Source organism: Paracoccaceae bacterium (assembly GCA_012103375.1).
Taxonomy (GTDB): Bacteria; Pseudomonadota; Alphaproteobacteria; order Rhodobacterales; family Rhodobacteraceae; genus WLWX01.
In genome coordinates this window covers 555,613-575,358 of record WLWX01000001.1, presented here as the reverse complement: position 1 = coordinate 575,358, position 19,746 = coordinate 555,613, and the positions used below count along the sequence as shown (strand labels likewise).

Genomic DNA, 19,746 nt, shown 5'->3' with positions numbered 1-19,746 from the left:
ATTTATCATGTGATCTGCGGGCGGACCCTCTGATAGCTTGCGAGCGACCGCAAACAGGGGCGCAAATCATGTCCGATTACCTGATCTATGACGTTTTCACCGACCGCGCCTTTCGCGGCAATCCGCTGGCCATCGTCACCGATGCAACGGCCCTGCCGGATGCGCAGCTTCAAGTGATCGCGCGTGAATTCAACCTGTCCGAGACGGTGTTCCTCTATCCGCCCGAAAACCCTGACCACACCGCACGCGCCCGCATTTTCACCCCGGTGAGCGAGCTGCCCTTCGCGGGCCACCCGACGATTGGCACCGCCATCGCACTGGCGGCGATGGGGCGCGGAAACCATCTGACGCTGGAGTTGGGGGTCGGGCCGATTGCCTGTGTCGTGAATGGGGATGTGGCCAGCTTCACCTCGACCGTACCGCTGGATGTTGGGGCCGCCGTCGACCCGGCGCTGATGGCCGCTTGCATCGGCCTTGCGCCGGATGCGATTCGGTCTGACACGCATGCGCCGACCATGGCCGGTGTCGGCCTGCCGTTCGCCTTTGCCCAGTTGTCGGGGATGGAGGCCCTGCGCGCCGCGCGTCCCGTCACCGATGCTTTTCAGACCTGTGCGCGGACCTATCCGGTGCGCGACGATTTCTTTTCGGCCATGGTCTATGTACGCCAGGGCGACGCACTGTTCGCGCGGATGTTTGCGCCGCTGTCCAATATCCCCGAAGATCCGGCGACTGGCAGCGCCTCGGCCGCGCTGGCCTGCTATCTGGCCGAGTTGGCGGGCGAATCGAAGGTGTTTGACATCACCCAGGGCGTGGAAATGGGGCGTCCGTCATCAATCGGGGTCAAAGTCACCGTTTCTGATGGAAAGGCGCGCAGTTTCGTCGTGTCCGGCCAGGCCGTGAAGGTGATGGAGGGGCGCTTGTGCTTTTAGGGTCAGCCCCCGGTGCGCGCGGCTCCTCAAACCCATAGCCGAGGCCTCGACACCACGTTAGACTGGTCTGACCCTGTTTCGTGGAACGACCCTGTGATGGCCCCTGCCCTGCCCGACGCCGATGATACAATCGCAGCCCGCTGCGCTGCCGCAGGTCTGCGTATGACCGGCCAGCGGCGCATCATCGCCTCGGTACTGGAAGGGTCCGACGATCACCCCGACGCGGAAGAACTCTATGCCCGCGCCGCAGCGCAGGATCCGCGCATCTCGCTGGCGACGGTGTATCGGACGGTCAAGCTGTTCGAAGAGGCCGGGATACTTGAGAAGGTCGAATTCGGCGACGGGCGCGCACGTTATGAAGATGCCGAGCGTGCGCACCACGATCACCTGTTTGATCTGGCAACCGGACAGGTCATCGAATTTGTCGATCCCGAGATTGAGGTGCTTCAGGAAAAAATCGCCGCCAAACTGGGCTATACGCTGAAAGGTCATCGGCTAGAGCTGTACGGCGTCAAGAAATAGGCGGCTGCGGGCCTGTTAGCGCCAACACGCACCATTCACTCTGCCCGGTGCGCCTGCTATAGCGCGCGCAATCCGTAAACACCGCGCAAAGGAAACTGCCCCATGTCCACGATTATCGACATCCTCGCCCGTGAAATCCTCGACAGCCGGGGCAATCCAACGGTCGAGGTCGACGTGATCCTTGAAGATGGCACCATGGGGCGGGCCGCCGTTCCATCTGGCGCGTCGACCGGCGCGCATGAAGCGGTCGAGCTACGCGATGGCGACAAGGCGCGCTATAAGGGCAAGGGCGTTTTGAAGGCCGTGGCAGGCGTGAATGGTGAGTTGGCCGAGGCACTGGTGGGTTTCGACGCGACCGAACAGGAAGCCATCGACGGCGCGATGATCGAGCTGGACGGAACCCCGAACAAGGCGCGTCTGGGGGCAAACGCCATGTTGGGGGTCAGCCTTGCGGTTGCCAAAGCGGCGGCAGATTTCACCGCGCAACCGCTTTACCGCTATGTCGGGGGCACCTCGGCACGCACTCTGCCGGTGCCGATGATGAATATCCTGAACGGCGGCGAACATGCTGACAATCCGATTGATATCCAGGAATTCATGATCGTCCCCGTCGGGGCGGAAAGCCTGTCGGACGCCGTGCGCATGGGGTCCGAGGTGTTCCACACGCTGAAAGGCGAATTATCCGCCGCTGGCCTGTCCACCAGGATCGGCGACGAAGGTGGGTTTGCGCCCGATATCTCGTCCAGCCGCGCGGCGCTGGATTTCATCCTGAAGGCCGTCGAAAAAGCGGGCTATACGCCGGGTGACGACATGATGCTGGCGCTGGACTGTGCCGCGACCGAGTATTTCCGCGATGGCAAATATGAGATGAGGGGAGAGGAGTTGAGCCTTACCCCGGACGAGAATGTCGCCTATCTTCAGGCACTGGTGGCGGATTATCCGATCTTTTCCATTGAAGATGGTGCATCCGAAGATGACTGGGACGGCTGGGCCACGATGACCGAGGTTCTGGGTGAAACAACGCAGCTGGTCGGCGACGACCTGTTCGTGACCAACCCCGAACGCCTGGCCCAGGGGATCGAGGCGCGAACCGCCAATTCGCTGCTAGTTAAGGTGAACCAGATCGGCACGCTGTCCGAAACCCTGCGCGCCGTGGACATGGCGCACCGCAACCGGATGACCTGCGTGATGAGCCACCGTTCGGGCGAGACCGAGGATGCGACCATCGCAGACCTTGCCGTGGCCACGAACTGCGGACAGATCAAGACCGGATCGCTGGCACGCTCCGACCGGCTGGCCAAGTACAATCAGCTGATCCGGATTGAGGAGCTTCTGGAAGACACGGCAATCTATGCGGGCCGTTCAATCCTGCGGCAAACCTGACGGATCAGGCGCGCCGGTTCTACCAGCCCCGTCTGCAAATCTTCTTGTTGAAAATATCCCGGGGGTCTGGGGGCTGTCCCCCAGGAAGTCGCGTGTCTGGGAGCTGGCCCCCCAGCTATCTCATCTCTGGGGGTTGGCCGTTCGTTCGTTCAGCCCTTCCCGATTGACGCCGGCTCAATCACAGATTCCGGCGGGGATGGTTCTGCCGATCTGCAAATCGGCGGCGAAACGCGGCGTCGGCCCGGGCGCGCCGCTGCACCTTTCGGGCGGTATCTGACGGTCCGATCAGCCAAAACAGAATTCGGGTCAGGATCGTCCGGAATGCGGGGGCGCGGTCGGTGACAGCCATGGTGTCCACCTTTCCTGTTATTTGGCGACCCGGTTTGCGTCGCCCTTCATGTCCCCTAAGCTGCCTGTAAGAGCGCACCGCGCGATATCGGGCAGATGTCCCGATACGCGCATTGTGGTCCGAAATTCGCTGGGACATCTGTCCCGAAAGGCAGGCCGATCATGCGTCCGGTGAAATATGCACGTGCTGACGACGGTGCCTCGCTGGCCTGGGTGCGCGGCGGGTCGGGCGTACCGCTGGTGAAACCGGCAAACTGGCTGACCCACCTGCAATATGACGACGACAGTCCGATCTGGGCCGATTGTGTTGAAAAACTCCGTTTTAGGGCCTGAACGATGATTTTTCTTTCCATGCAGCCCGATCCTAAATTTTTGGCGCGGGGGTCGGCCCAAATCGCCTACATGCGCTCACGCGCAGCCATGCGCTGTCTCGTGGTCAAAGCTTTCCGACTATTTCGCTTCATAGGTTTTCGCAAGAAATCCGCGACGCTCTGATTTCGGAGTTTTTCAACACAATCGGCCCATTGGATTACGTTTCTGGAATCGCATTTCGACTATCTTCGCTATGACGAACGTGGCTGCGGGTTGTCCGATACAATGCTTGGCAATCTGACGTTGGACGATTGGGTCGCCGACCTGCGCACGGTGGTCGAAGCCGCCCAGATGCCGCGTCCGTTTGCCCTGTTGGCGATGTCGCAGGGCGCGGGCGCTGCGGCGGCCTATGCCGCGCGCTATCCGTCGGATATCTCTCACATCATCTTCCTGGGCGGATATGCCCGCGGCGCATTCCGGCGCGGCGACGCGGAACAGGACGCGCTCTACCGCGCGGTGACCGAGGTTTTTCGCCTCGGCTTCACCCAGGAAAATCCGGCATTCACAGATGTCTTCACCTCGCGCTTTGTCCCGAATGGGTCGGCCGAGCATCGGCGCTGGTTCTCGGACATGTGCCTGCGCACAACGACGCCCGAAGCCGGAGCGCGGCTGTTGCAAGCGCGCGGAGAGATGGATGCGAGCGGCGCCCTGCCCCAGGTGCTTGCGCCGACCCTGGTGTTTCACGCAACCGGCGATCAAGTGGTGCCGATCGCCGAAGGCCAGGCGCTGTCTCGTGACATCCCTGGTGCGGCGTTCATGCCGCTAGCCAGCGACAACCATGTTTTGCAGGTTGATGAGCTTGCCTGGGGCGAATTCAGCCGACAAATGCTCGATTTCCTCGGCGCTGTCCCGGCAGCGGCAGAACACGCGGCCGCGTTTGACCTGACGGATCGGGAAGCCGCGATCCTGTCACTGATCTGCGACGCCCAAAGCAACAAACAGATCGCCCGCACGCTGAATGTCTCCGAAAAGACCGTGCGCAATCACGCCACGAACATCTTTGCAAAACTCGGCGTCAGCACCCGGCAAGAGGCGATGCTGAAAGCCGCCGGACCAAAACCAGGTTAGGGACACGCCCCATGCAGACTGCAGCCAGCATCATTGAACATTTCAACCTTATCCCCCACCCCGAAGGCGGGTATTATCGCCAGACCTGGGCCGCTGATGCCCCGCCCGGCACACGCCCCAGCGGCACCGCGATCCTGTTTCTGCTGCCTGAGTCTCAGGTCAGCCACTGGCACCGCGTCGATGCGACCGAAATCTGGCTGTTTCACGCAGGAGCGCCGCTGATCCTGCGACAATCACCCCTTGAGGTCGGACCAGCCCGCGCCGACTGGTTGGGCACGGATATCGCGGCCGGGCAGTCACCCCAGCTGATCGTCCCGCCACATCACTGGCAATCTGCACGCTCGACAGGGGACTGGACGCTGGTCAGCTGCACCGTCAGCCCCGGCTTTCAATTTGACGGCTTCACGCTGGCCCCGCCGGGGTTTGATATCCCCGACGCCTGAGATCGGGCCATTCTCATCGCTTGAAAAGGCCGCAAGCGCGGCCCCCTCAGGCGCGGCCCTTGTAGATATCGACCAGCTTGCCCAGCATGTCCAATGCGTCCGCACGGGGCCGCTGGAACGAGTTACGCCCGATGATAGACCCGTTGCCGCCGCCATCGCGGATCGCGCGGGCATCGTCAAAGACCGAATCCGCGCCCTTCTTGGCCCCGCCCGAGAAGACAACGATCCGCCGCCCGGCAAAGGCCGCATCCATACAGTGCCGCACCCGCGCGGCCTGACCGGCGATATCAATACCCTCGCCCTCATAGACCTTCTTGGCCTCGGGGTGTTCCAGATGATCGGTGCTGAGCTTGATCTTGATGATATGCGCCCCCAGCAGGGCGGCGATCTGGGCGGCATAGGCGGCGATGTCGATGGCGGTTTCGCCGTCTTTCGACACGCCTTCACCGCGCGGATAGGACCAGATGACAGTGGCGATGCCGACGGCAGCAGCCTCGGCGCGGATCTCGCGGATTTCTTCCATCATGCCCAGCGCCATGTCCGAGCCGGGATAGATCGTAAAGCCGATGGCCGCACAGCCCAGCCGCAGCGCGTCATCGACTGAAGCGGTGATGGCGCTGTCCTTGCCTGCACTGCCCGACATCAGCGAATTGGCCGAGTTCGCCTTCAGGATCGTCGGGATCTGTCCCGCAAACGTGTCGGCCCCCGCCTCCAGCAGGCCAAGCGGTGCGGCGAAAGCATTCAGTCCGGCATCAATCGCCAGCTTGTAATGATACTGCGGATCATAGCCACCCGAATTGGCCGCAAAACTGCGTGCGGGGCCGTGTTCAAACCCCTGATCGACCGGCAGGATAATCATCTTGCCCGAACCGCCCAGCCGCCCCTGCATCAGGATCGAATGCAATTTGGCTTTCACGCCCGGTGTCTCGCCCTCGTAACGCGCCAGAATACCGCGAACCGCTTTGGTGGTCTTCATGAGGAATGCTCCTGTCTTTTGCCCGATCCTGGCGTTGGAGATACCCGCACCAGCAGCAGCAGCAACCCGGGTTGCGCTAACAGGCGCGCAGAAATCAGCGATGCGCGGATTTGCGCAGGTCGGGCGGGGGCTGTCTGCCCCCCGAATTCGGTCACGTTTCGTGACCGAAACCCCCCGAAGGTATTTTCAGACTGATAATGAAGTTAAGACATTCTTTACCAAGATCCGCCAAACTGGCCTCACGGTACAGGCAGAGGTGCTGATGACCGTGACTGGTAATGGCGGCCCGGCATCCCATAAAGATGCCGGGTCGTTGTTCAGCGCGGTGGAAACGAACAAGACTCCCTGAACATTATCAGTCCTTAAATACCTTCGGGGGTGAATTGTCCGCCAGGACAAGAGGGGGCAGACAGCCCCCTTTTCCCCGCCCGCTGCAAGCGCGACAAACCTTTGGCTTGTCTATTCGGCCTTCGGGTCAAGCCGGCGAACCGGTCCTGCGACCCCGTCCCAAGCGTCCTGCGTCAGTTCCAGGCCAAGCACCCGTTCCGGGTTGGTCGGGGGCGGCATGATGACATCACGCAGACGGTAAAATCCAAATCGCCCGTAATAGGGCGCATCCCCGACCAGCATGGCGCGGTCCCAGCCTTGCGCCTGTGCCAGGCAATCGCGGATCAGTGCGCCGCCCAGCCCTTCGCCCTGGCGCGTTGGGTGCACGGCAATGGGGCCGATCAGCAAGGCAGGCGCCTTGTCAACGGCGACCGGCCAGACACGGATTGCCCCGGCGAGCACGTGATCCTCATCCCGCGCGACCCGGCACATGGCACCGACCGGATCGACGCCATCGCGCAGGCGATAGGACGACAGCGCCTCGCGGCCCGGCGCGAAACACAGGTCATAAAGGGCCTCGACCTCCCACCAGTCGCTGGGGGTTTCTGTTTCAATCCGGATCACGCGCGCCTCGGACGTTTTCACTGGATTTGGCCCTAGCACGGGGCTAACCCGGTGACAAATCGCCGATTTTTTACCCGAGGTTCACATGTTCTATCGCCCCGAAGACGGCCACGGATTGCCGCATAATCCGTTCAACGCCTTAATCACGCCGCGCCCGATCGGCTGGATTTCGACGCGCAGCCGCGATGGCCATGACAACTTGGCGCCCTATTCCTTTTTCAACGGGGTCGCCTATGTGCCGCCGCAGGTGATGTTCGCCTCGACCAGCGGCAAACCAGACCGTGAGGTCGGCAAGGACAGCCTGTCGCAATTGCAGGATACCGGCGTGTTCTGCGTCAACATCGTCGAGACCGCGATGCAGGATGCGATGAACCAGACCTCGGGTGCTTGGGGCGCAGAGGTGGATGAATTCGAGCTTGCCGGCATCGAAAAGGCCGCGTGCGACACCATTGATTGCGCGCGTGTCGCGCATGCGCCCGCAGCGCTGGAATGCCGCGTGACGCAGGTTATCAAGATCGAAGGGGCGGAAAACTATGTCACCTTTGGTGAGGTGACCGGCATTCATCTGCGGGACGATTGCATTGTTGACGGTCTGTTCGAAGTGACCCGGTTCAAGCCGCTGGCCCGGCTTGGATACCGCGATTACACCAGCGTTTCGGACGTATTCAGCCTGAAGCGCCCCGGAGAATAGAGCAAGGGCGCGACAAATCGCGCGGCTGTGCTAGACTTTCGCAGGTATTTGACAGCGAAAGGACTTTATCATGGCCCAGACCAACATGCGCGACCTCAGCTTTGCGACGTTCAACCTGCTGAACCTTCAGGTGCCCGGCGGGCTGACCTATTCCAACTCTCCGCCGATCGAGGATTCTGCCGAAGGCCGCGCCGAATACGCCCGCAAGGTCGGCTGGATCGCGGCGCAGCTGGTGCTGCTGGATGCCGAGGTTATCGGGTTTCAGGAACTGTGGTCGGCCAGTGCGTTGGAGGATGCGTTTCGCGCCGCGGACCTGTTTGACGATTACGATCTGATCGCGCGTGACGCGCCCGGGATCGGGCGCCCGCAGGTGGCGCTGGCGGTGCGCAAGGATCGCAATGGCAACAGCCAGGTGGCACCTGGGGCGGATTGGATTGCGGATTTTCCTGTCGATTTCACCTTCGATGGGCTGCGTGAAACCGACGGTGCGGAAGAAGAGATTACCGTCACGATTAACCATTTCTCGCGCCCGATCCTGCATGCGGTGATCCAATCAGAGGGCGCGCGCCCGACGCCGCCGGGCGTTTCGGTCTATGTGTGTCACCTGAAGTCGAAAGGCCCTGCGCGGCTGTCATTCGCACAACCTCGCCCTGTCGCGTTACAGACCTACGCCAATCTGACCAAAAGCACCGTCAGCCATATTCGCCGGGTGATGGAGGCAGGGGCGCTGCGCGCGATGCTGGACGGCGTGATGAAGCAAGAGGATGACGCCGCGATTTCGCCCACTGTTGTTCTGGGCGACCTGAACGATGACACGTTGTCGGTCACGAACGAGCTGATTTCGGATCAACCGACTTATCGCGTGATCCAGAAAAGCCGGGCCGGGCTAACCTCGGACAAGGGGCTGTATTCGGTTGAACGCTTGCAGCAGTACCGATCCATGCGGCACGTTTATTACACCCATGTTTACAAGCACAAACGCGAAAGCCTGGACCACATTCTGGTGTCCGAGGAATTCTATGACCATTCGCGCAAACGCCAGTGGTCGTTCCGCGAGATGGAAGTTTTCAACGATCATTTGAATCGTGAGGATTTTGAGGAGTTCGGCGCCAGCGATCACGGGCTGGTGCGTGCCTATTTCGACTGGAACCCGATGCCTGCCGAGATTGACCTGACGTGATCGCACGCGAAGAAGGCGCCACCGACCTGATCAGCGGCTCCCCCTTCAATGTTCATTCCTCAGTGGCCGCCGCCCAATTGGCCGACGCGCACGGCATAGTCGACGGCAACTTCGTAATCCGGGTCGTCGTCCTCCTCCACCACCAGCTGTCCTGCGCGTGACAACAGGGCGTGGCAACTGCGGCTGAGGTGGCGCAACTGCACGGATTTTCCGGCGGCCTCGTATTTCTCGGCCACGGCTTCGATCGCGGTCAGGGCGGATTGATCGGCAACCCGGCTGTCGGCGAAGTCGATGATGACGGTGTCGGGGTCTTTCGCGGGGGTGAACAATTCTCCGAACCCGGCACTGGAACCGAAGAACAGCGGCCCCTGCACGCGGTAGACACGGCTGCCGTCGTCGCGGTCTTCGATATGGGCGTGGATGCGCGTGGCATTCTGCCAGGCATAGGCAAGTGCCGAGACGATGACCCCGACCACAACCGCCATGGCGAGGTCTTGCCAGACCGTCACGACCGTCACGACCGTCACCAGAACGATCACCATCGCATCGGTGCGCGGCACGCGGGCCATGATTTTGAACGAGTTCCAGGCAAACGTCCCGATCAACACCATGAACATCACGCCGACAAGGGCCGCCAGCGGGATCTGTTCGATCAGCGGGGCGGCAAACAGGATGAAGACCAGCAGGAACAGCGCGGCCGAGATGCCCGACAGGCGGGTGCGCCCGCCGGATTTCACGTTGATCATCGACTGACCGATCATCGCACAACCGCCCATGCCGCCGAAAAACCCGGTGACCGTGTTGGCGACGCCCTGGGCCGCGCATTCCTGGCTGGCTCCGCCGCGTTTATTGGTGATCTCTCCGACGAGGTTGAGGGTCAGAAGGCTTTCGATCAGGCCGATGGCGGATAGGATCAGCGCATAGGGCAGGATGATCAGGAAGGTTTCAAGCGTCAGTGGCACCGTCGGGATGTGGAACGACGGCAGGCTGCCCTGGATCGAGGCGAGGTCGCCGACGCGCGGCACATCGATGTTGAACGCAACAACGGCCAGCGCCACGATCCCGATCCCGGCCAATGGTGCGGGGATCACGTTGGTCAGGCGCGGCATGATCCAGATGATCGCCATCGTTGCCGCCACCAGCGCCAGCATCGTCACCAGCGGCCAGCCCGACAACCACTGCCCCGAGGCCAGCCCGTGACCTGATTGTTCTGCGGTTCCGGGCACCTGAAACTGGCCAAGCTGGGCCAGGAAAATTACGATAGCCAGGCCATTGACGAAGCCCAGCATCACCGGATGCGGCACCATGCGAATGAACTTGCCCAGCCGGAAAATGCCCGCGCCGATCTGGATCAGTCCCATCAGAACCACGGTGGCGAACAGATATTCCACCCCGTGTTGGGCGACCAGCGCCACCATGACCACCGCTAACGCGCCGGTTGCGCCCGAAATCATCCCCGGTCGCCCGCCAATAACGGCCGTGATCAGCCCGACGATGAACGCCGCATACAGCCCGACCAGCGGGTGCACACCGGCGACAAAGGCGAAGGCCACGGCCTCGGGCACCAGGGCGAGGGCGACGGTCAGCCCGGCCAGAAGCTCGATCCGCAACCGGCGCGGCGTGAAATGCGTATGGCGGCGGTCGAACGCGGGCAGGGAAATGCCGTTAGAGACGGCAGAAAAGATGCTGGGCACGAGGGGTATGTATCCGATTTCGGGGAATTTGTCGGTGCCCGTTTAGCGGCATTGGTGGCCTGTTGGCAACGGCTGGGCGGAATATCAGCTTTGCAGGGCGCGCATGACCGGTCGCAGGCCATGGATCGGTAATATCGCTTGGATGCAGATCACCCGGCTGACACATTGCCGAGAAGATCCAGAGGGGTGCCATGGACTTCATTCCCATGTTTGTCACGCTGGCGGCGATCCAGATCGCAGGTTGGCTGACGCCGGGCGCGAATCTTCTGGCGATCATCGCGGCCTCTACCAGCGTCGGGCGGCGCGCGGGGGTTTTGACGGCATTGGGGATCGCGGCAGGTGTCACCCTGTGGACATTTCTGTCGGTTGCGGGGGTCGCGGTTGTGTTTCAGCTGATGCCGTCGGCGTTCCTTGCACTGAAACTTGCCGGGGCGGTGTATCTTCTTTGGTTGGGGATTGGCGCACTGCGCAATGCGGCATCCGGTGGTCGCAGGCTGACGGCAGATCGCACGACCGCATCGGGTTGGGCGGCGTTTCGCACCGGCTTTGTCGTTTTGTTGCTGAACCCGAAAGCACCGCTGTTCTTTGGTTCGATCCTGACGGCGTTCATCCCGGTCGGCGCGCCCAACTGGGTTCTGGCGGCCATCGTCGTGGAATACGCGGTGTTGAGCGCGGCGTTGAATTCAACCACTGCATTGGTGTTTTCGACCACGCCGGTCCTGGCGTGGTTTCAGCGCGCCCAAGGGGTGATTTCGGCAGTGTTCGGAGTGATGTTCTGCGGGCTTGCAGGCCTCATCCTGTTGGAGTTGTTCGGCGCGGTGTGACCGGGGTTGTGGGTGGACTCGGCCCGATGGTCTGGGCAAGGATAAACCCAGCGAATTTGGCCGGGAAGGGCTGACGAATGGACACGATGATCGGGGTGATCGGCGGCAGTGGCGTCTACGATATCGACGGGTTGGTGGGGGCCGAGTGGCAATCCGTTCAGACCCCTTGGGGCGATCCGTCGGACGCGATCCTGACCGGGCGGCTGGACGGGGTCGCCATGGCCTTTCTGCCGCGTCACGGGCGCGGGCATGTGCATTCGCCGACCAGCGTTCCCTATCGCGCCAATATCGACGCGTTAAAGCGGCTGGGGGTGACGGATGTGATCTCGGTCAGTGCCTGCGGGTCATTCCGGGATGCGATGGCGCCGGGTGATTTCGTCATCGTGGATCAGTTCATTGACCGGACGTTTGCGCGCGAGAAGAGCTTCTTCGGCCCCGGCTGCGTCGCCCATGTCAGCGTCGCCCACCCGACCTGCCCGCGCCTTGGCGCTGCCTGCGCCGAGGCGGCCCGCGCAGAAAGCATCACCGTGCACGACGGCGGCACCTATCTGGCGATGGAGGGGCCGCAATTTTCGACCCTGGCCGAAAGCCGGATGTACCGCGAGGTTTGGGGCGCGGACGTGATCGGCATGACCAACATGCCCGAAGCGAAACTCGCGAGGGAGGCCGAGCTTTGCTATGCCAGCGTCGCGATGATCACCGACTATGACAGCTGGCACCCCGACCACGGAGAGGTCGACGTGACCCAGATCATCGCCACGCTGATGGGCAACGCCGACAAGGCGCGCGGGTTGGTCAAACGCCTGCCGGGGCTGCTCGGGGCCGAGCGTGCGCCCTGCCCGCATGGCTGCGACCTGGCGCTGGAATTTGCCGTGCTGACGGGCCCCGAGGCGCGCGACCCCGCGGTCGTGGCCAAGCTGGACGCGGTGGCGGGGCGGGTTTTGTGAGGGTTTTTCTGTTTGTACTGCTCTTATGCATTCCGAAAATGGCTTTTGCTGAAAATGTTGTTCATCTGGACCAGCACGTACCTGACGAGGATTTTTATCGAGCTCTGGCTTGTGCGGCGAAACCCGGAGGTGCGTGTCAGCAACCATTGGTGCGCTGGCCAAAGGCTCGACAGCGCGACGTTCGTGTTGCGCTTGCCCGTATCGAAGACGGCTACCCAAAGCGTGAGGCGCGTATTGTCGATGATGCAATAAATCGAGCAATTGAAAAGATAAACAATGCCGGATCAAACATCGTCTTGCGACGAGTGGCGCCTGCGGCAAAGGCAGACATTAATATCTTTCTATTGAATGTTCCGCAAAACAGCGTTCTGCGCGGATCGCGCATTCGTGGGATGGACGGGACCAAGATCGAAGCGGCTTCCTCTCGTATTTGGTGGCGAGGGCCGTCGAAATCGATCTATCGAGGTGTGATTGTCATAGCACCCGGACACACGGCATATACGTATAAGTCCATTGTGCTTGAGGAGTTATACCAGAGCCTCGGGCTATTGGCCGATATCACCGGCAACTTCTATAAAACCGCAACAATCGCGGCACAGAATTCAAACATGCGACTGAGCCTAAGCCGCCAAGATATCGCTGCACTTCACCTGCATTATCCAATGCGCTGAACACCAATGTGCACGCCCGGGACGGGATCGGGGCGAGATCATCACAAAGGACACCCAATGAAATCCATCAAAGACTACATCCGCACCATCCCGGATTTCCCGCACGAAGGGATCATGTTCCGCGATGTCACGACGCTGTTCGCGGATGCGCGCGGGTTTCGGATTGCCATCGATCAGTTGATGCATACCTATGCGGGGACCGATATCGACAAGGTTGTGGGGCTAGAGGCGCGCGGGTTCATTCTCGGCGGGGCCATCGCGCATCAGCTGTCGGTCGGTTTCGTGCCGATCAGGAAGAAGGGCAAGCTGCCGGGCGCGACCATCGAACAAAACTATTCTCTGGAATACGGCGAGGCGGTGATGGAGGTTCACGACGACGCCATCCAACCCGGCGAACGCATCCTGGTGGTCGATGACCTGCTGGCCACCGGCGGCACGGCCGAGGCCGGGATAAAACTGATCGAGCGGTTGGGCGGCGACATCACCGGCTGCGCCTTCGTGATCGACCTGCCGGAACTGGGCGGACGCAAGCGGCTGGAAGCGCTTGGAATGGCTGTGCATGCCTTGTGCGAATTTGAGGGGGGATAAGGCGCTGCGGGCTGCTGCCGTCGCCAAGCGATCAATTGCGTGAACAGGTTCCGCGCATTCATCCACAACAGTTTGGTTTTACGCATGATTTGCGCCGCGCCTGTCATCCTAATACTCAGTGGAGCTTGAATCCCAAGCCTGAAAACAAATTCATAATCAAAACCAAGAGCAATTTGAGATGCCAATTATTCTGTTGATCCTTACGGCCATCGGTGGCGCGATCTGGTGGTGGGTGCGCAACAACCCGAGGGACGCGATCCACGCCGCCCAAGATGTCGTTGCGACGGTCAGGAATGCTCCGCGCAAGCTGGCTTTTCGCAGGCAAATGAATGCGCATCCGGTCGAAGGCATTGATGATCCGCGCATCGCAATTTGTGCGATCGCGCAAGCGTTTATCGAGCTCGACGACCTTCCCACAAAAGATCAGCGTCAACACCTGCACCTTATGCTGCGCACAAAACTGCGTTGTGACGAAGCCGAAGCAGAAGAAATGGAAGTTCTGGGCCGTTGGCTTCTGACGCAAAGCAATGGTCCGATTGTGTTGAAAAACTCCGAAATCAGAGCGTCGCGGATTTCTTGCGAAAACCTATGAAGCGAAATAGTCGGAAAGCTTTGACCACGAGACAGCGCATGGCTGCGCGTGAGCGCATGTAGGCGATTTGGGCCGACCCCCGCGCCAAAAATTTAGGATCGGGCTGCATGGAAAGAAAAATCATCGTTCAGGCCCTAAAACGGAGTTTTTCAACACAATCGTCCCAAACCGGCGATCCCACGGCTTGGCCGGCGTCTGAACACGATCGAAGGCGATGCCTCGTGGGATGTGCTTCAGGATATTCTGGCAGAATTGGTCGAAGGCGACCTGTCATCGGCACAGACTGATGCGATTGACGATATCCGACTGGCGTTCCGCAAGAAGTGACACTCGCCCCCGGAAACGCCTGTCGCGCCCATCAGCCCAGCACCGCCCCCGGATTCATGATCCCCGCTGGGTCCAGCGCCGCCTTGATGCTGCGCATTGCTGTCAGGCGCGCCGGGTCGCCATAGCGTTGCAAGTCCGCGACTTTGGCGCGCCCGACCCCATGTTCGGCGCTGAAACTGCCGCCCAGTTCGTGGGTCCGGTCGTGAATCATGCGGGTAATCTGTGCGCCCATACCTGGGTAGTCGGCCTTGCTGCGCCCCGGCACCGGGAACACGTTGAAGTGCAGGTTGCCGTCGCCAAGGTGGCCGAAGGCGTTGATGCGAAACGCATCCAGCGCGGCCAGTCGGGTTGGCATGTCTGCGATGAAACCGGGGATTTCGGACAGCGGCAGCGCGATATCGTGGCTGGCGATGGGGCCGATCCGCTTGTTGGCTTCGGGGATGGTTTCGCGAATCTGCCACAGATCGGCGCGTTGGCTTTGGGTTTGCGCGATGATGCCGTCACTGACTAGGCCCGCTTCGGCCGCGCGGGCAAACAGGGCCTCCAGCGCGGCGTCGGGATCGGCGTTGCCATAGGCGCTGACCTCGATCAGGACACTCCAATCCGGGGTGGTCGGGAACGGGCGGTGATAGGTCAGGCGCGCCTCATCCAAAAACTGCAGCCCCATACCGTCGATCAGTTCGAATGCCGTGACACCTGGCCCCATGTCACTGCCAGCCATGGCCAGAAGGTCCAGCGCGGCGGTCGGATCAGGCACCACGAGCATCGCAGTTCCCAGACGGGTCGGTTGCGGGAACAGGCGCAGGCTGGCCGCGGTGATGACGCCCAGCGTGCCCTCGGCCCCGATCAGCAAGTTGCGCAGGTCGTAACCGGCGTTGTCCTTCCTCAGCCGTCGCAACCCGTGCCAGATTTCTCCGTTGGGCAGCACTGCCTCCAGCCCCAGGCACAGATCGCGCGCGTTGCCATAACGCAGCACCTGCACGCCGCCTGCGTTTGTGGACAGGTTTCCACCAATCCGGCACGACCCTTGCGAGGCGAGCGACAGTGGAAACAGCCGGTCGACCGCTTCGGCGGCGGCCTGTACATCGGCAAGGATCGCGCCGCCTTCGGCGACCAGCACATTCTCGGACGGGAACACGCCGCGAATGGCGTTCATCCGATCCAATGACAGCAGAATGGGGGGCGGGCCGTCCATGGCCACCTGCCCCGCAACCAGCCCGGTGCCGCCGCTGACCGGTACGACGCCGACGCGGGATTGTGCCGCAAGGCGGATCACCTGAGCCACCTGATCGGTATTGGTTGGCGCCACCACGATCCCGGCCTGCCCGGTCCACTTGCCGCGCGGTTCTTCCAGATCCTGTGGCAGGACCGCGCGGGTCGCGCCATCTGGCAGGGCCTTGCGCAGTGCGGCAATCAACGTGTCATCGACAGGGTACAAAGGGGCGTTCATACCCCTAGTTATCACTCAGATACTCCGGGTCCAGGACAACCACTGTGGGGCGTGAGGGCAGCGAGCGTGCCGAAACCTCGATCCAGTTCTGGCCGGGGCGCTGGATGTCGAATTCGTCGCTCATCCCGGCCAAAAAGAACTCTAGCGAACCACCTTCGAACCAGTGCATCGGCAGCACAATGGACGACCGCAATCGTTTAAGAATACGGATCATCGTCGGCAGGTCGACGGTCATCCCGCCATCCACCGCCGCCATCACCACATCCAGCCGCCCGAGGGCCGCATATTGCTGTGCGTCCGGTTCGTGATGCAAATGGCCAAGGTGGCCGATGCACAGGCCCGCAACTTCAAACACGAAGATCGAGTTGCCGAATTTTTCGACATCGTCGAAATAACGGCTGCGGATGTCGGTCGCGACATTCCTGACCAGCATCTCGCCCAGGTCAAGGTGATGATCCGCCGGTTCGCGCCCATTGCCCCAGCCCTTCAGCACATGCGGAATGGCCGGATCCGGGCTGGCCGTCCAGTGGCTGTCATGGGCGTGGTTCATGGTGACAACATCGGGCACATGCCTGGTTGGCCCGATGAAGCGGGTGTAATCGGTCACCGCACTCAACCCGCCCTCAGTCTCCAGCAGGTACATCGAATGCGCGATATAGCTGAGGCGCACCGTGTTGCGTTCCAGCGGCGCGGAAAAACTGGCACGGTGCAGGAATTCGATGCCGGGCGTCGCGTCAGCCAGCGCGATGCAATGGCTGGGCCGGCGATCCTGAGCGTTGGCAGGGTCAGGAAACCCGGCAAACAGCACAGCGGCAAACAGAAACGTTAGGACGACAGGGCGCATGACAATCCTATAGCACAATTGGCTGAAATCTTTTAGTAAAATTGCTGAGACCGAGGAACACCCCGGCACGCTGCGGCGCGTGGTATTCGCATAGACTGGCTGAGCACAGAACAGGAAAGAGGCCTGGCAATGATCGACTGGCTAAAACACCAAGCCGTCAAGGCAGCACAGCCCTATCGAAAACGGATCATCGTTGAAACCAAGGTCGAACCGCACAGGTTCGAATTCAAGATGGGGGATAGGGTCCACTTTCTTGAGGCTGATCGGGATCTTCCGGAATTCGAGACCTTTGATTTTGCAGCCATCATAATTGCGGCCCTGGCCATTCGACGCGGTGTTCCGGTTCAATTTGATTTGCCTGTCTCCGAAGGTATGGCGATCACGCTGGCGCGGATCTCTGTGTTATGGTCGGTTCGGTTTCCGTCCACGTCGCATCCGCTGGACCTTGAACTGACCAATATCGTCCCAGACCCGACGACACCACGCACCGGCGGAATTCTGTGCCTTAGCGGCGGCGTGGATTCGACCCATGCGGCAATCGAGGCATCCCAAGATAAGGGTTATACCCACGGAATGGTTTTGCACGGTCTGGATTTCGCGCTCGACAATCCACAAGGATTTGGCGGGCGGATGGCGAAAATCTCCGAGATCGCGGATCACTTTGGCCTGGACCCCATAATCGTTCGCACGAATATCCGCAAAAGTCTGCGCGCGCGGGAAGCTTATTATACGCTTCTTCTATACAGTTGCCTGCATTTCGCCGGAAATTCTTTGGCTCGTTGCGGATTTGCCGCTGATCAGACAATTCCAGAATCAATGCTGTCAACAACGGCCAGCAATGTCCCGGGTATTGACGGTTTTTTGGGAACGCCAACGCTTCCTTTCGATCATTTCGGCAGAGAACCAGACAGATTTGAAAAAATAAAAGTACTATACGACAGGGATCCGAAACTCGTTTCCCTTTTGGGATTCTGCTTTTTCGACCCGGTTGATGGCGGCAATTGTGGCGAATGTGAAAAATGCATGCGCGCAAGGTTTGCGCTTGATCTGAATGGAATGTCGCAAACACTTCTGTTTGCCGACACGCGTGATCCGGTGGCATTTTACGAAAACCACACTGACAACAAGCGAACCACCCTCCTATTGACCTTATACAGGCTTGAAGGTCTGGCGCTTCGCACCCAACCCGGACCGGAGAGAGACAGGATGATTGTGTTGAAAAACTCCGTTTTAGGGCCTGAACGATGATTTTTCTTTCCATGCAGCCCGATCCTAAATTTTTGGCGCGGGGGTCGGCCCAAATCGCCTACATGCGCTCACGCGCAGCCATGCGCTGTCTCGTGGTCAAAGCTTTCCGACTATTTCGCTTCATAGGTTTTCGCAAGAAATCCGCGACGCTCTGATTTCGGAGTTTTTCAACACAATCGGATAATAGGCGCCGCTGAAAAATGCCGCGCACGTCTGACCGGTTTCAAGGCACCAAAGCTTGGAAAGCGCGCAAGCTGATGCGGTGCAAGAATAAAATCGACTTAACCGTTGACACATATCAAGACAGAGCTGTTTGAATGGATCGTACACAGGGCACCCTTTCCGACAAGGTTCACCGGAAATTCCTGAACATTGTCAGGTCGGCAAGACCAAGGCACCACGCAGATATTGACGCCGTGGGCAATCGGTTGCTTTTTCGAATTGGGAAGAAAACGCGTTATTTTGAAATGGATCGACCGCTGCCGAATTTCGAGACTTTTGATTTCGCGGTCTTCACACTCGCCGCACAATCCATTCGACGCGGTGTTTCATTCCGGTTTGATCTTCCAATCTCGCAATCTGCCGCCAACGCAGCGGCGCGCATCGGTAGCATTTGGCAGCAACGCACGCCGCAGTTCGCTTCACCGATGGATATTGAATTCACCAATATCGTTGCGGATCGGGCACCCGCGTCCGAGGAACGAATATTGTGCATTAGCGGTGGAATTGATTCAGCCGATTGTGTTGAAAAACTCCGAAATCAGAGCGTCGCGGATTTCTTGCGAAAACCTATGAAGCGAAATAGTCGGAAAGCTTTGACCACGAGACAGCGCATGGCTGCGCGTGAGCGCATGTAGGCGATTTGGGCCGACCCCCGCGCCAAAAATTTAGGATCGGGCTGCATGGAAAGAAAAATCATCGTTCAGGCCCTAAAACGGAGTTTTTCAACACAATCAGCCTACAGCGCGCTTACCAACCCTGAATTCGCGCACGGGCTGTCGATCCGCGGTTTTGACTTTCCGATGGAGAACTATTCTGGCTTTAGCGGTCGCCAGAAACGAATGCAGAAAGTCGCGGATCATTTTTCGTTGGAATTGCAGGAACTGCGAACAGATCTGAGCCTGTCGTACAAAACACAATATGATTCCTTCAATGTTTTATTCTTGACGACATGCCTCGGCTTTGCCGGGTACGGAATGGGTGGCGGCGCATTTTCCGGCGATTTTTCGGCAGCGGGTCAGTTGGTTGCAACAACCTTTTGCAGTGCGGAAGGTATTTCGAAATATCTTTCGACCAGTGAGTTCCAGGTCGAAATGCTCGGGTCGCTTCCAAGCCGCGGCGAAAAGATTAAAACAATCTATGAAAATGCACCGGATCTAATTGGTCATCTCGGTTTTTGTCTGGTCGAACAGGAACACGGTGGAAATTGCGGCGTCTGCGATAAATGCATCCGCACGAGATTAGCGATGGAATACATGGGCCTGGACCATTCGCTGATTTTCGAGGATGAGCTTGATCCGATCGAGTATTTCCGCCAGCGCAATCCAGGTTCGGCATATATGGCCAATCTGGTGTTGCTGCACATTGATCTGACCATAGATGGGCAAATCGACGATGCCAAACGGCGTGAATACATGAAAATCGCCGATGATATGCGCCGCAAATGGCACGGGTTGCGCGGCAATTACATTGCCTGAC

Annotated in this window: 23 protein-coding genes; 16 read left to right on the top strand and 7 right to left on the bottom strand. The window is 60.0% G+C overall.

Going from position 1 to position 19,746, the window contains the following annotated elements; all coding sequences use genetic code 11:
• Positions 1-68: 68 nt before the first annotated feature.
• From GKR99_03005 to GKR99_02980, 6 genes are all read left to right on the top strand, one after another.
• Positions 69-929: a PhzF family phenazine biosynthesis isomerase gene (locus tag GKR99_03005; GenBank protein NKB26575.1), complete on the top strand. Its 861-nt coding sequence runs from the start codon at positions 69-71 to the stop codon at positions 927-929.
• Between the two features lie 96 nt (positions 930-1,025).
• Positions 1,026-1,451 carry a transcriptional repressor gene (locus GKR99_03000; protein ID NKB26574.1) on the top strand — a complete coding sequence of 142 codons (426 nt, stop codon included), beginning with the start codon at positions 1,026-1,028 and terminating at the stop codon, positions 1,449-1,451.
• Positions 1,452-1,553: 102 nt separating this feature from the next.
• Positions 1,554-2,834, top strand: coding sequence for a phosphopyruvate hydratase (locus GKR99_02995; GenBank protein NKB26573.1), 1,281 nt, complete (start codon positions 1,554-1,556; stop codon positions 2,832-2,834).
• 510 nt (positions 2,835-3,344) lie between these two features.
• A complete protein-coding gene (locus GKR99_02990) occupies positions 3,345-3,515 on the top strand; it encodes a hypothetical protein (GenBank protein ID NKB26572.1) in 171 nt (56 codons plus the stop codon).
• 252 nt (positions 3,516-3,767) lie between these two features.
• Positions 3,768-4,622 carry an alpha/beta fold hydrolase gene (locus GKR99_02985; GenBank protein NKB26571.1) on the top strand — a complete coding sequence of 285 codons (855 nt, stop codon included), beginning with the start codon at positions 3,768-3,770 and terminating at the stop codon, positions 4,620-4,622.
• An 11-nt stretch (positions 4,623-4,633) separates the two neighbouring features.
• Positions 4,634-5,065, top strand: coding sequence for a cupin (locus GKR99_02980; protein NKB26570.1), 432 nt, complete (start codon positions 4,634-4,636; stop codon positions 5,063-5,065).
• A 46-nt stretch (positions 5,066-5,111) separates the two neighbouring features.
• Here GKR99_02980 and GKR99_02975 read toward each other — a convergent pair whose 3' ends face one another.
• Positions 5,112-6,041 carry a class I fructose-bisphosphate aldolase gene (locus tag GKR99_02975; GenBank protein NKB26569.1) on the bottom strand — a complete coding sequence of 310 codons (930 nt, stop codon included), beginning with the start codon at positions 6,039-6,041 and terminating at the stop codon, positions 5,112-5,114.
• A gap of 459 nt (positions 6,042-6,500) precedes the next feature.
• Positions 6,501-6,992, bottom strand: a complete 492-nt coding sequence (locus GKR99_02970; protein ID NKB26568.1) for a GNAT family N-acetyltransferase — start codon at positions 6,990-6,992, stop codon at positions 6,501-6,503.
• 85 nt (positions 6,993-7,077) lie between these two features.
• Here GKR99_02970 and GKR99_02965 point away from each other — a divergent pair, with 85 nt between their 5' ends.
• Complete coding sequence (locus GKR99_02965) at positions 7,078-7,683, top strand: flavin reductase family protein (GenBank protein NKB26567.1); 606 nt, start codon at positions 7,078-7,080, stop codon at positions 7,681-7,683.
• A gap of 70 nt (positions 7,684-7,753) precedes the next feature.
• Positions 7,754-8,863 (top strand): endonuclease/exonuclease/phosphatase family protein, encoded by a 1,110-nt coding sequence (locus GKR99_02960; protein NKB26566.1) that lies wholly within the window; start codon positions 7,754-7,756, stop codon positions 8,861-8,863.
• Between the two features lie 59 nt (positions 8,864-8,922).
• Here GKR99_02960 and GKR99_02955 read toward each other — a convergent pair whose 3' ends face one another.
• A complete protein-coding gene (locus GKR99_02955) occupies positions 8,923-10,557 on the bottom strand; it encodes an STAS domain-containing protein (protein ID NKB26565.1) in 1,635 nt (544 codons plus the stop codon).
• Between the two features lie 191 nt (positions 10,558-10,748).
• Between GKR99_02955 and GKR99_02950 the strand changes: the two genes are divergently transcribed.
• The 4 genes from GKR99_02950 to GKR99_02935 all read left to right on the top strand — a co-directional run bounded on the left by GKR99_02950 (position 10,749) and on the right by GKR99_02935 (position 13,587).
• Positions 10,749-11,381, top strand: a complete 633-nt coding sequence (locus tag GKR99_02950) for a hypothetical protein (GenBank protein ID NKB26564.1) — start codon at positions 10,749-10,751, stop codon at positions 11,379-11,381.
• A 77-nt stretch (positions 11,382-11,458) separates the two neighbouring features.
• Positions 11,459-12,328 carry an S-methyl-5'-thioadenosine phosphorylase gene (locus GKR99_02945; GenBank protein NKB26563.1) on the top strand — a complete coding sequence of 290 codons (870 nt, stop codon included), beginning with the start codon at positions 11,459-11,461 and terminating at the stop codon, positions 12,326-12,328.
• On the top strand, positions 12,325-12,999 hold the full coding sequence (locus GKR99_02940) for a DUF2927 domain-containing protein (protein NKB26562.1): 675 nt from the start codon (positions 12,325-12,327) through the stop codon (positions 12,997-12,999). The genes GKR99_02945 and GKR99_02940 overlap by 4 nt, the downstream gene beginning before the upstream one ends.
• A gap of 57 nt (positions 13,000-13,056) precedes the next feature.
• Entirely contained in the window at positions 13,057-13,587 is a 531-nt protein-coding gene (locus tag GKR99_02935; protein NKB26561.1) for an adenine phosphoribosyltransferase, read from the top strand.
• 115 nt (positions 13,588-13,702) lie between these two features.
• On the opposite strand, the gene GKR99_02930 is transcribed toward GKR99_02935, so the two are convergent.
• Positions 13,703-14,020, bottom strand: a complete 318-nt coding sequence (locus tag GKR99_02930; GenBank protein ID NKB26560.1) for a hypothetical protein — start codon at positions 14,018-14,020, stop codon at positions 13,703-13,705.
• Between the two features lie 74 nt (positions 14,021-14,094).
• On the opposite strand from GKR99_02930, the gene GKR99_02925 reads away from it, so the two are divergent.
• Entirely contained in the window at positions 14,095-14,241 is a 147-nt protein-coding gene (locus GKR99_02925) for a hypothetical protein (protein ID NKB26559.1), read from the top strand.
• 296 nt (positions 14,242-14,537) lie between these two features.
• Here the strand turns inward: GKR99_02925 and GKR99_02920 are convergent, their stop codons facing one another.
• Both GKR99_02920 and GKR99_02915 read right to left on the bottom strand, forming a co-directional pair.
• Positions 14,538-15,956 (bottom strand): FAD-binding protein, encoded by a 1,419-nt coding sequence (locus tag GKR99_02920; GenBank protein ID NKB26558.1) that lies wholly within the window; start codon positions 15,954-15,956, stop codon positions 14,538-14,540.
• 4 nt (positions 15,957-15,960) lie between these two features.
• The gene (locus GKR99_02915; GenBank protein NKB26557.1) at positions 15,961-16,800 is read right to left on the bottom strand and encodes a Zn-dependent hydrolase; all 840 of its coding nucleotides are present in this window, start codon (positions 16,798-16,800) and stop codon (positions 15,961-15,963) included.
• 129 nt (positions 16,801-16,929) lie between these two features.
• Here GKR99_02915 and GKR99_02910 point away from each other — a divergent pair, with 129 nt between their 5' ends.
• Positions 16,930-18,048: a hypothetical protein gene (locus tag GKR99_02910; GenBank protein NKB26556.1), complete on the top strand. Its 1,119-nt coding sequence runs from the start codon at positions 16,930-16,932 to the stop codon at positions 18,046-18,048.
• 58 nt (positions 18,049-18,106) lie between these two features.
• Here the strand turns inward: GKR99_02910 and GKR99_02905 are convergent, their stop codons facing one another.
• On the bottom strand, positions 18,107-18,259 hold the full coding sequence (locus GKR99_02905; GenBank protein NKB26555.1) for a hypothetical protein: 153 nt from the start codon (positions 18,257-18,259) through the stop codon (positions 18,107-18,109).
• A gap of 256 nt (positions 18,260-18,515) precedes the next feature.
• Here GKR99_02905 and GKR99_02900 point away from each other — a divergent pair, with 256 nt between their 5' ends.
• Positions 18,516-18,905: a hypothetical protein gene (locus tag GKR99_02900; protein NKB26554.1), complete on the top strand. Its 390-nt coding sequence runs from the start codon at positions 18,516-18,518 to the stop codon at positions 18,903-18,905.
• Between the two features lie 45 nt (positions 18,906-18,950).
• Positions 18,951-19,745, top strand: a complete 795-nt coding sequence (locus tag GKR99_02895) for a hypothetical protein (protein NKB26553.1) — start codon at positions 18,951-18,953, stop codon at positions 19,743-19,745.
• The last annotated feature ends 1 nt before the right edge of the window (position 19,746 follow it).

Bases quoted from the DNA above. Each gene is read 5' to 3' on its own strand.
- GKR99_02965 (NKB26567.1), top strand. From the start codon at position 7,078: ATGTTCTATCGCCCCGAAGACGGCCACGGATTGCCGCATAATCCGTTC.
- GKR99_02975 (NKB26569.1), bottom strand. From the start codon at position 6,041: ATGAAGACCACCAAAGCGGTTCGCGGTATTCTGGCGCGTTACGAGGGC.
- GKR99_03005 (NKB26575.1), top strand. From the start codon at position 69: ATGTCCGATTACCTGATCTATGACGTTTTCACCGACCGCGCCTTTCGC.
- GKR99_02995 (NKB26573.1), top strand. From the start codon at position 1,554: ATGTCCACGATTATCGACATCCTCGCCCGTGAAATCCTCGACAGCCGG.
- GKR99_02980 (NKB26570.1), top strand. From the start codon at position 4,634: ATGCAGACTGCAGCCAGCATCATTGAACATTTCAACCTTATCCCCCAC.
- GKR99_02990 (NKB26572.1), top strand. From the start codon at position 3,345: ATGCGTCCGGTGAAATATGCACGTGCTGACGACGGTGCCTCGCTGGCC.
- GKR99_02920 (NKB26558.1), bottom strand. From the start codon at position 15,956: ATGAACGCCCCTTTGTACCCTGTCGATGACACGTTGATTGCCGCACTG.
- GKR99_02950 (NKB26564.1), top strand. From the start codon at position 10,749: ATGGACTTCATTCCCATGTTTGTCACGCTGGCGGCGATCCAGATCGCA.
- GKR99_02935 (NKB26561.1), top strand. From the start codon at position 13,057: ATGAAATCCATCAAAGACTACATCCGCACCATCCCGGATTTCCCGCAC.
- GKR99_02945 (NKB26563.1), top strand. From the start codon at position 11,459: ATGGACACGATGATCGGGGTGATCGGCGGCAGTGGCGTCTACGATATC.
- GKR99_02960 (NKB26566.1), top strand. From the start codon at position 7,754: ATGGCCCAGACCAACATGCGCGACCTCAGCTTTGCGACGTTCAACCTG.
- GKR99_02910 (NKB26556.1), top strand. From the start codon at position 16,930: ATGATCGACTGGCTAAAACACCAAGCCGTCAAGGCAGCACAGCCCTAT.
- GKR99_03000 (NKB26574.1), top strand. From the start codon at position 1,026: ATGGCCCCTGCCCTGCCCGACGCCGATGATACAATCGCAGCCCGCTGC.
- GKR99_02900 (NKB26554.1), top strand. From the start codon at position 18,516: ATGGATCGACCGCTGCCGAATTTCGAGACTTTTGATTTCGCGGTCTTC.
- GKR99_02895 (NKB26553.1), top strand. From the start codon at position 18,951: ATGGAAAGAAAAATCATCGTTCAGGCCCTAAAACGGAGTTTTTCAACA.
- GKR99_02915 (NKB26557.1), bottom strand. From the start codon at position 16,800: ATGCGCCCTGTCGTCCTAACGTTTCTGTTTGCCGCTGTGCTGTTTGCC.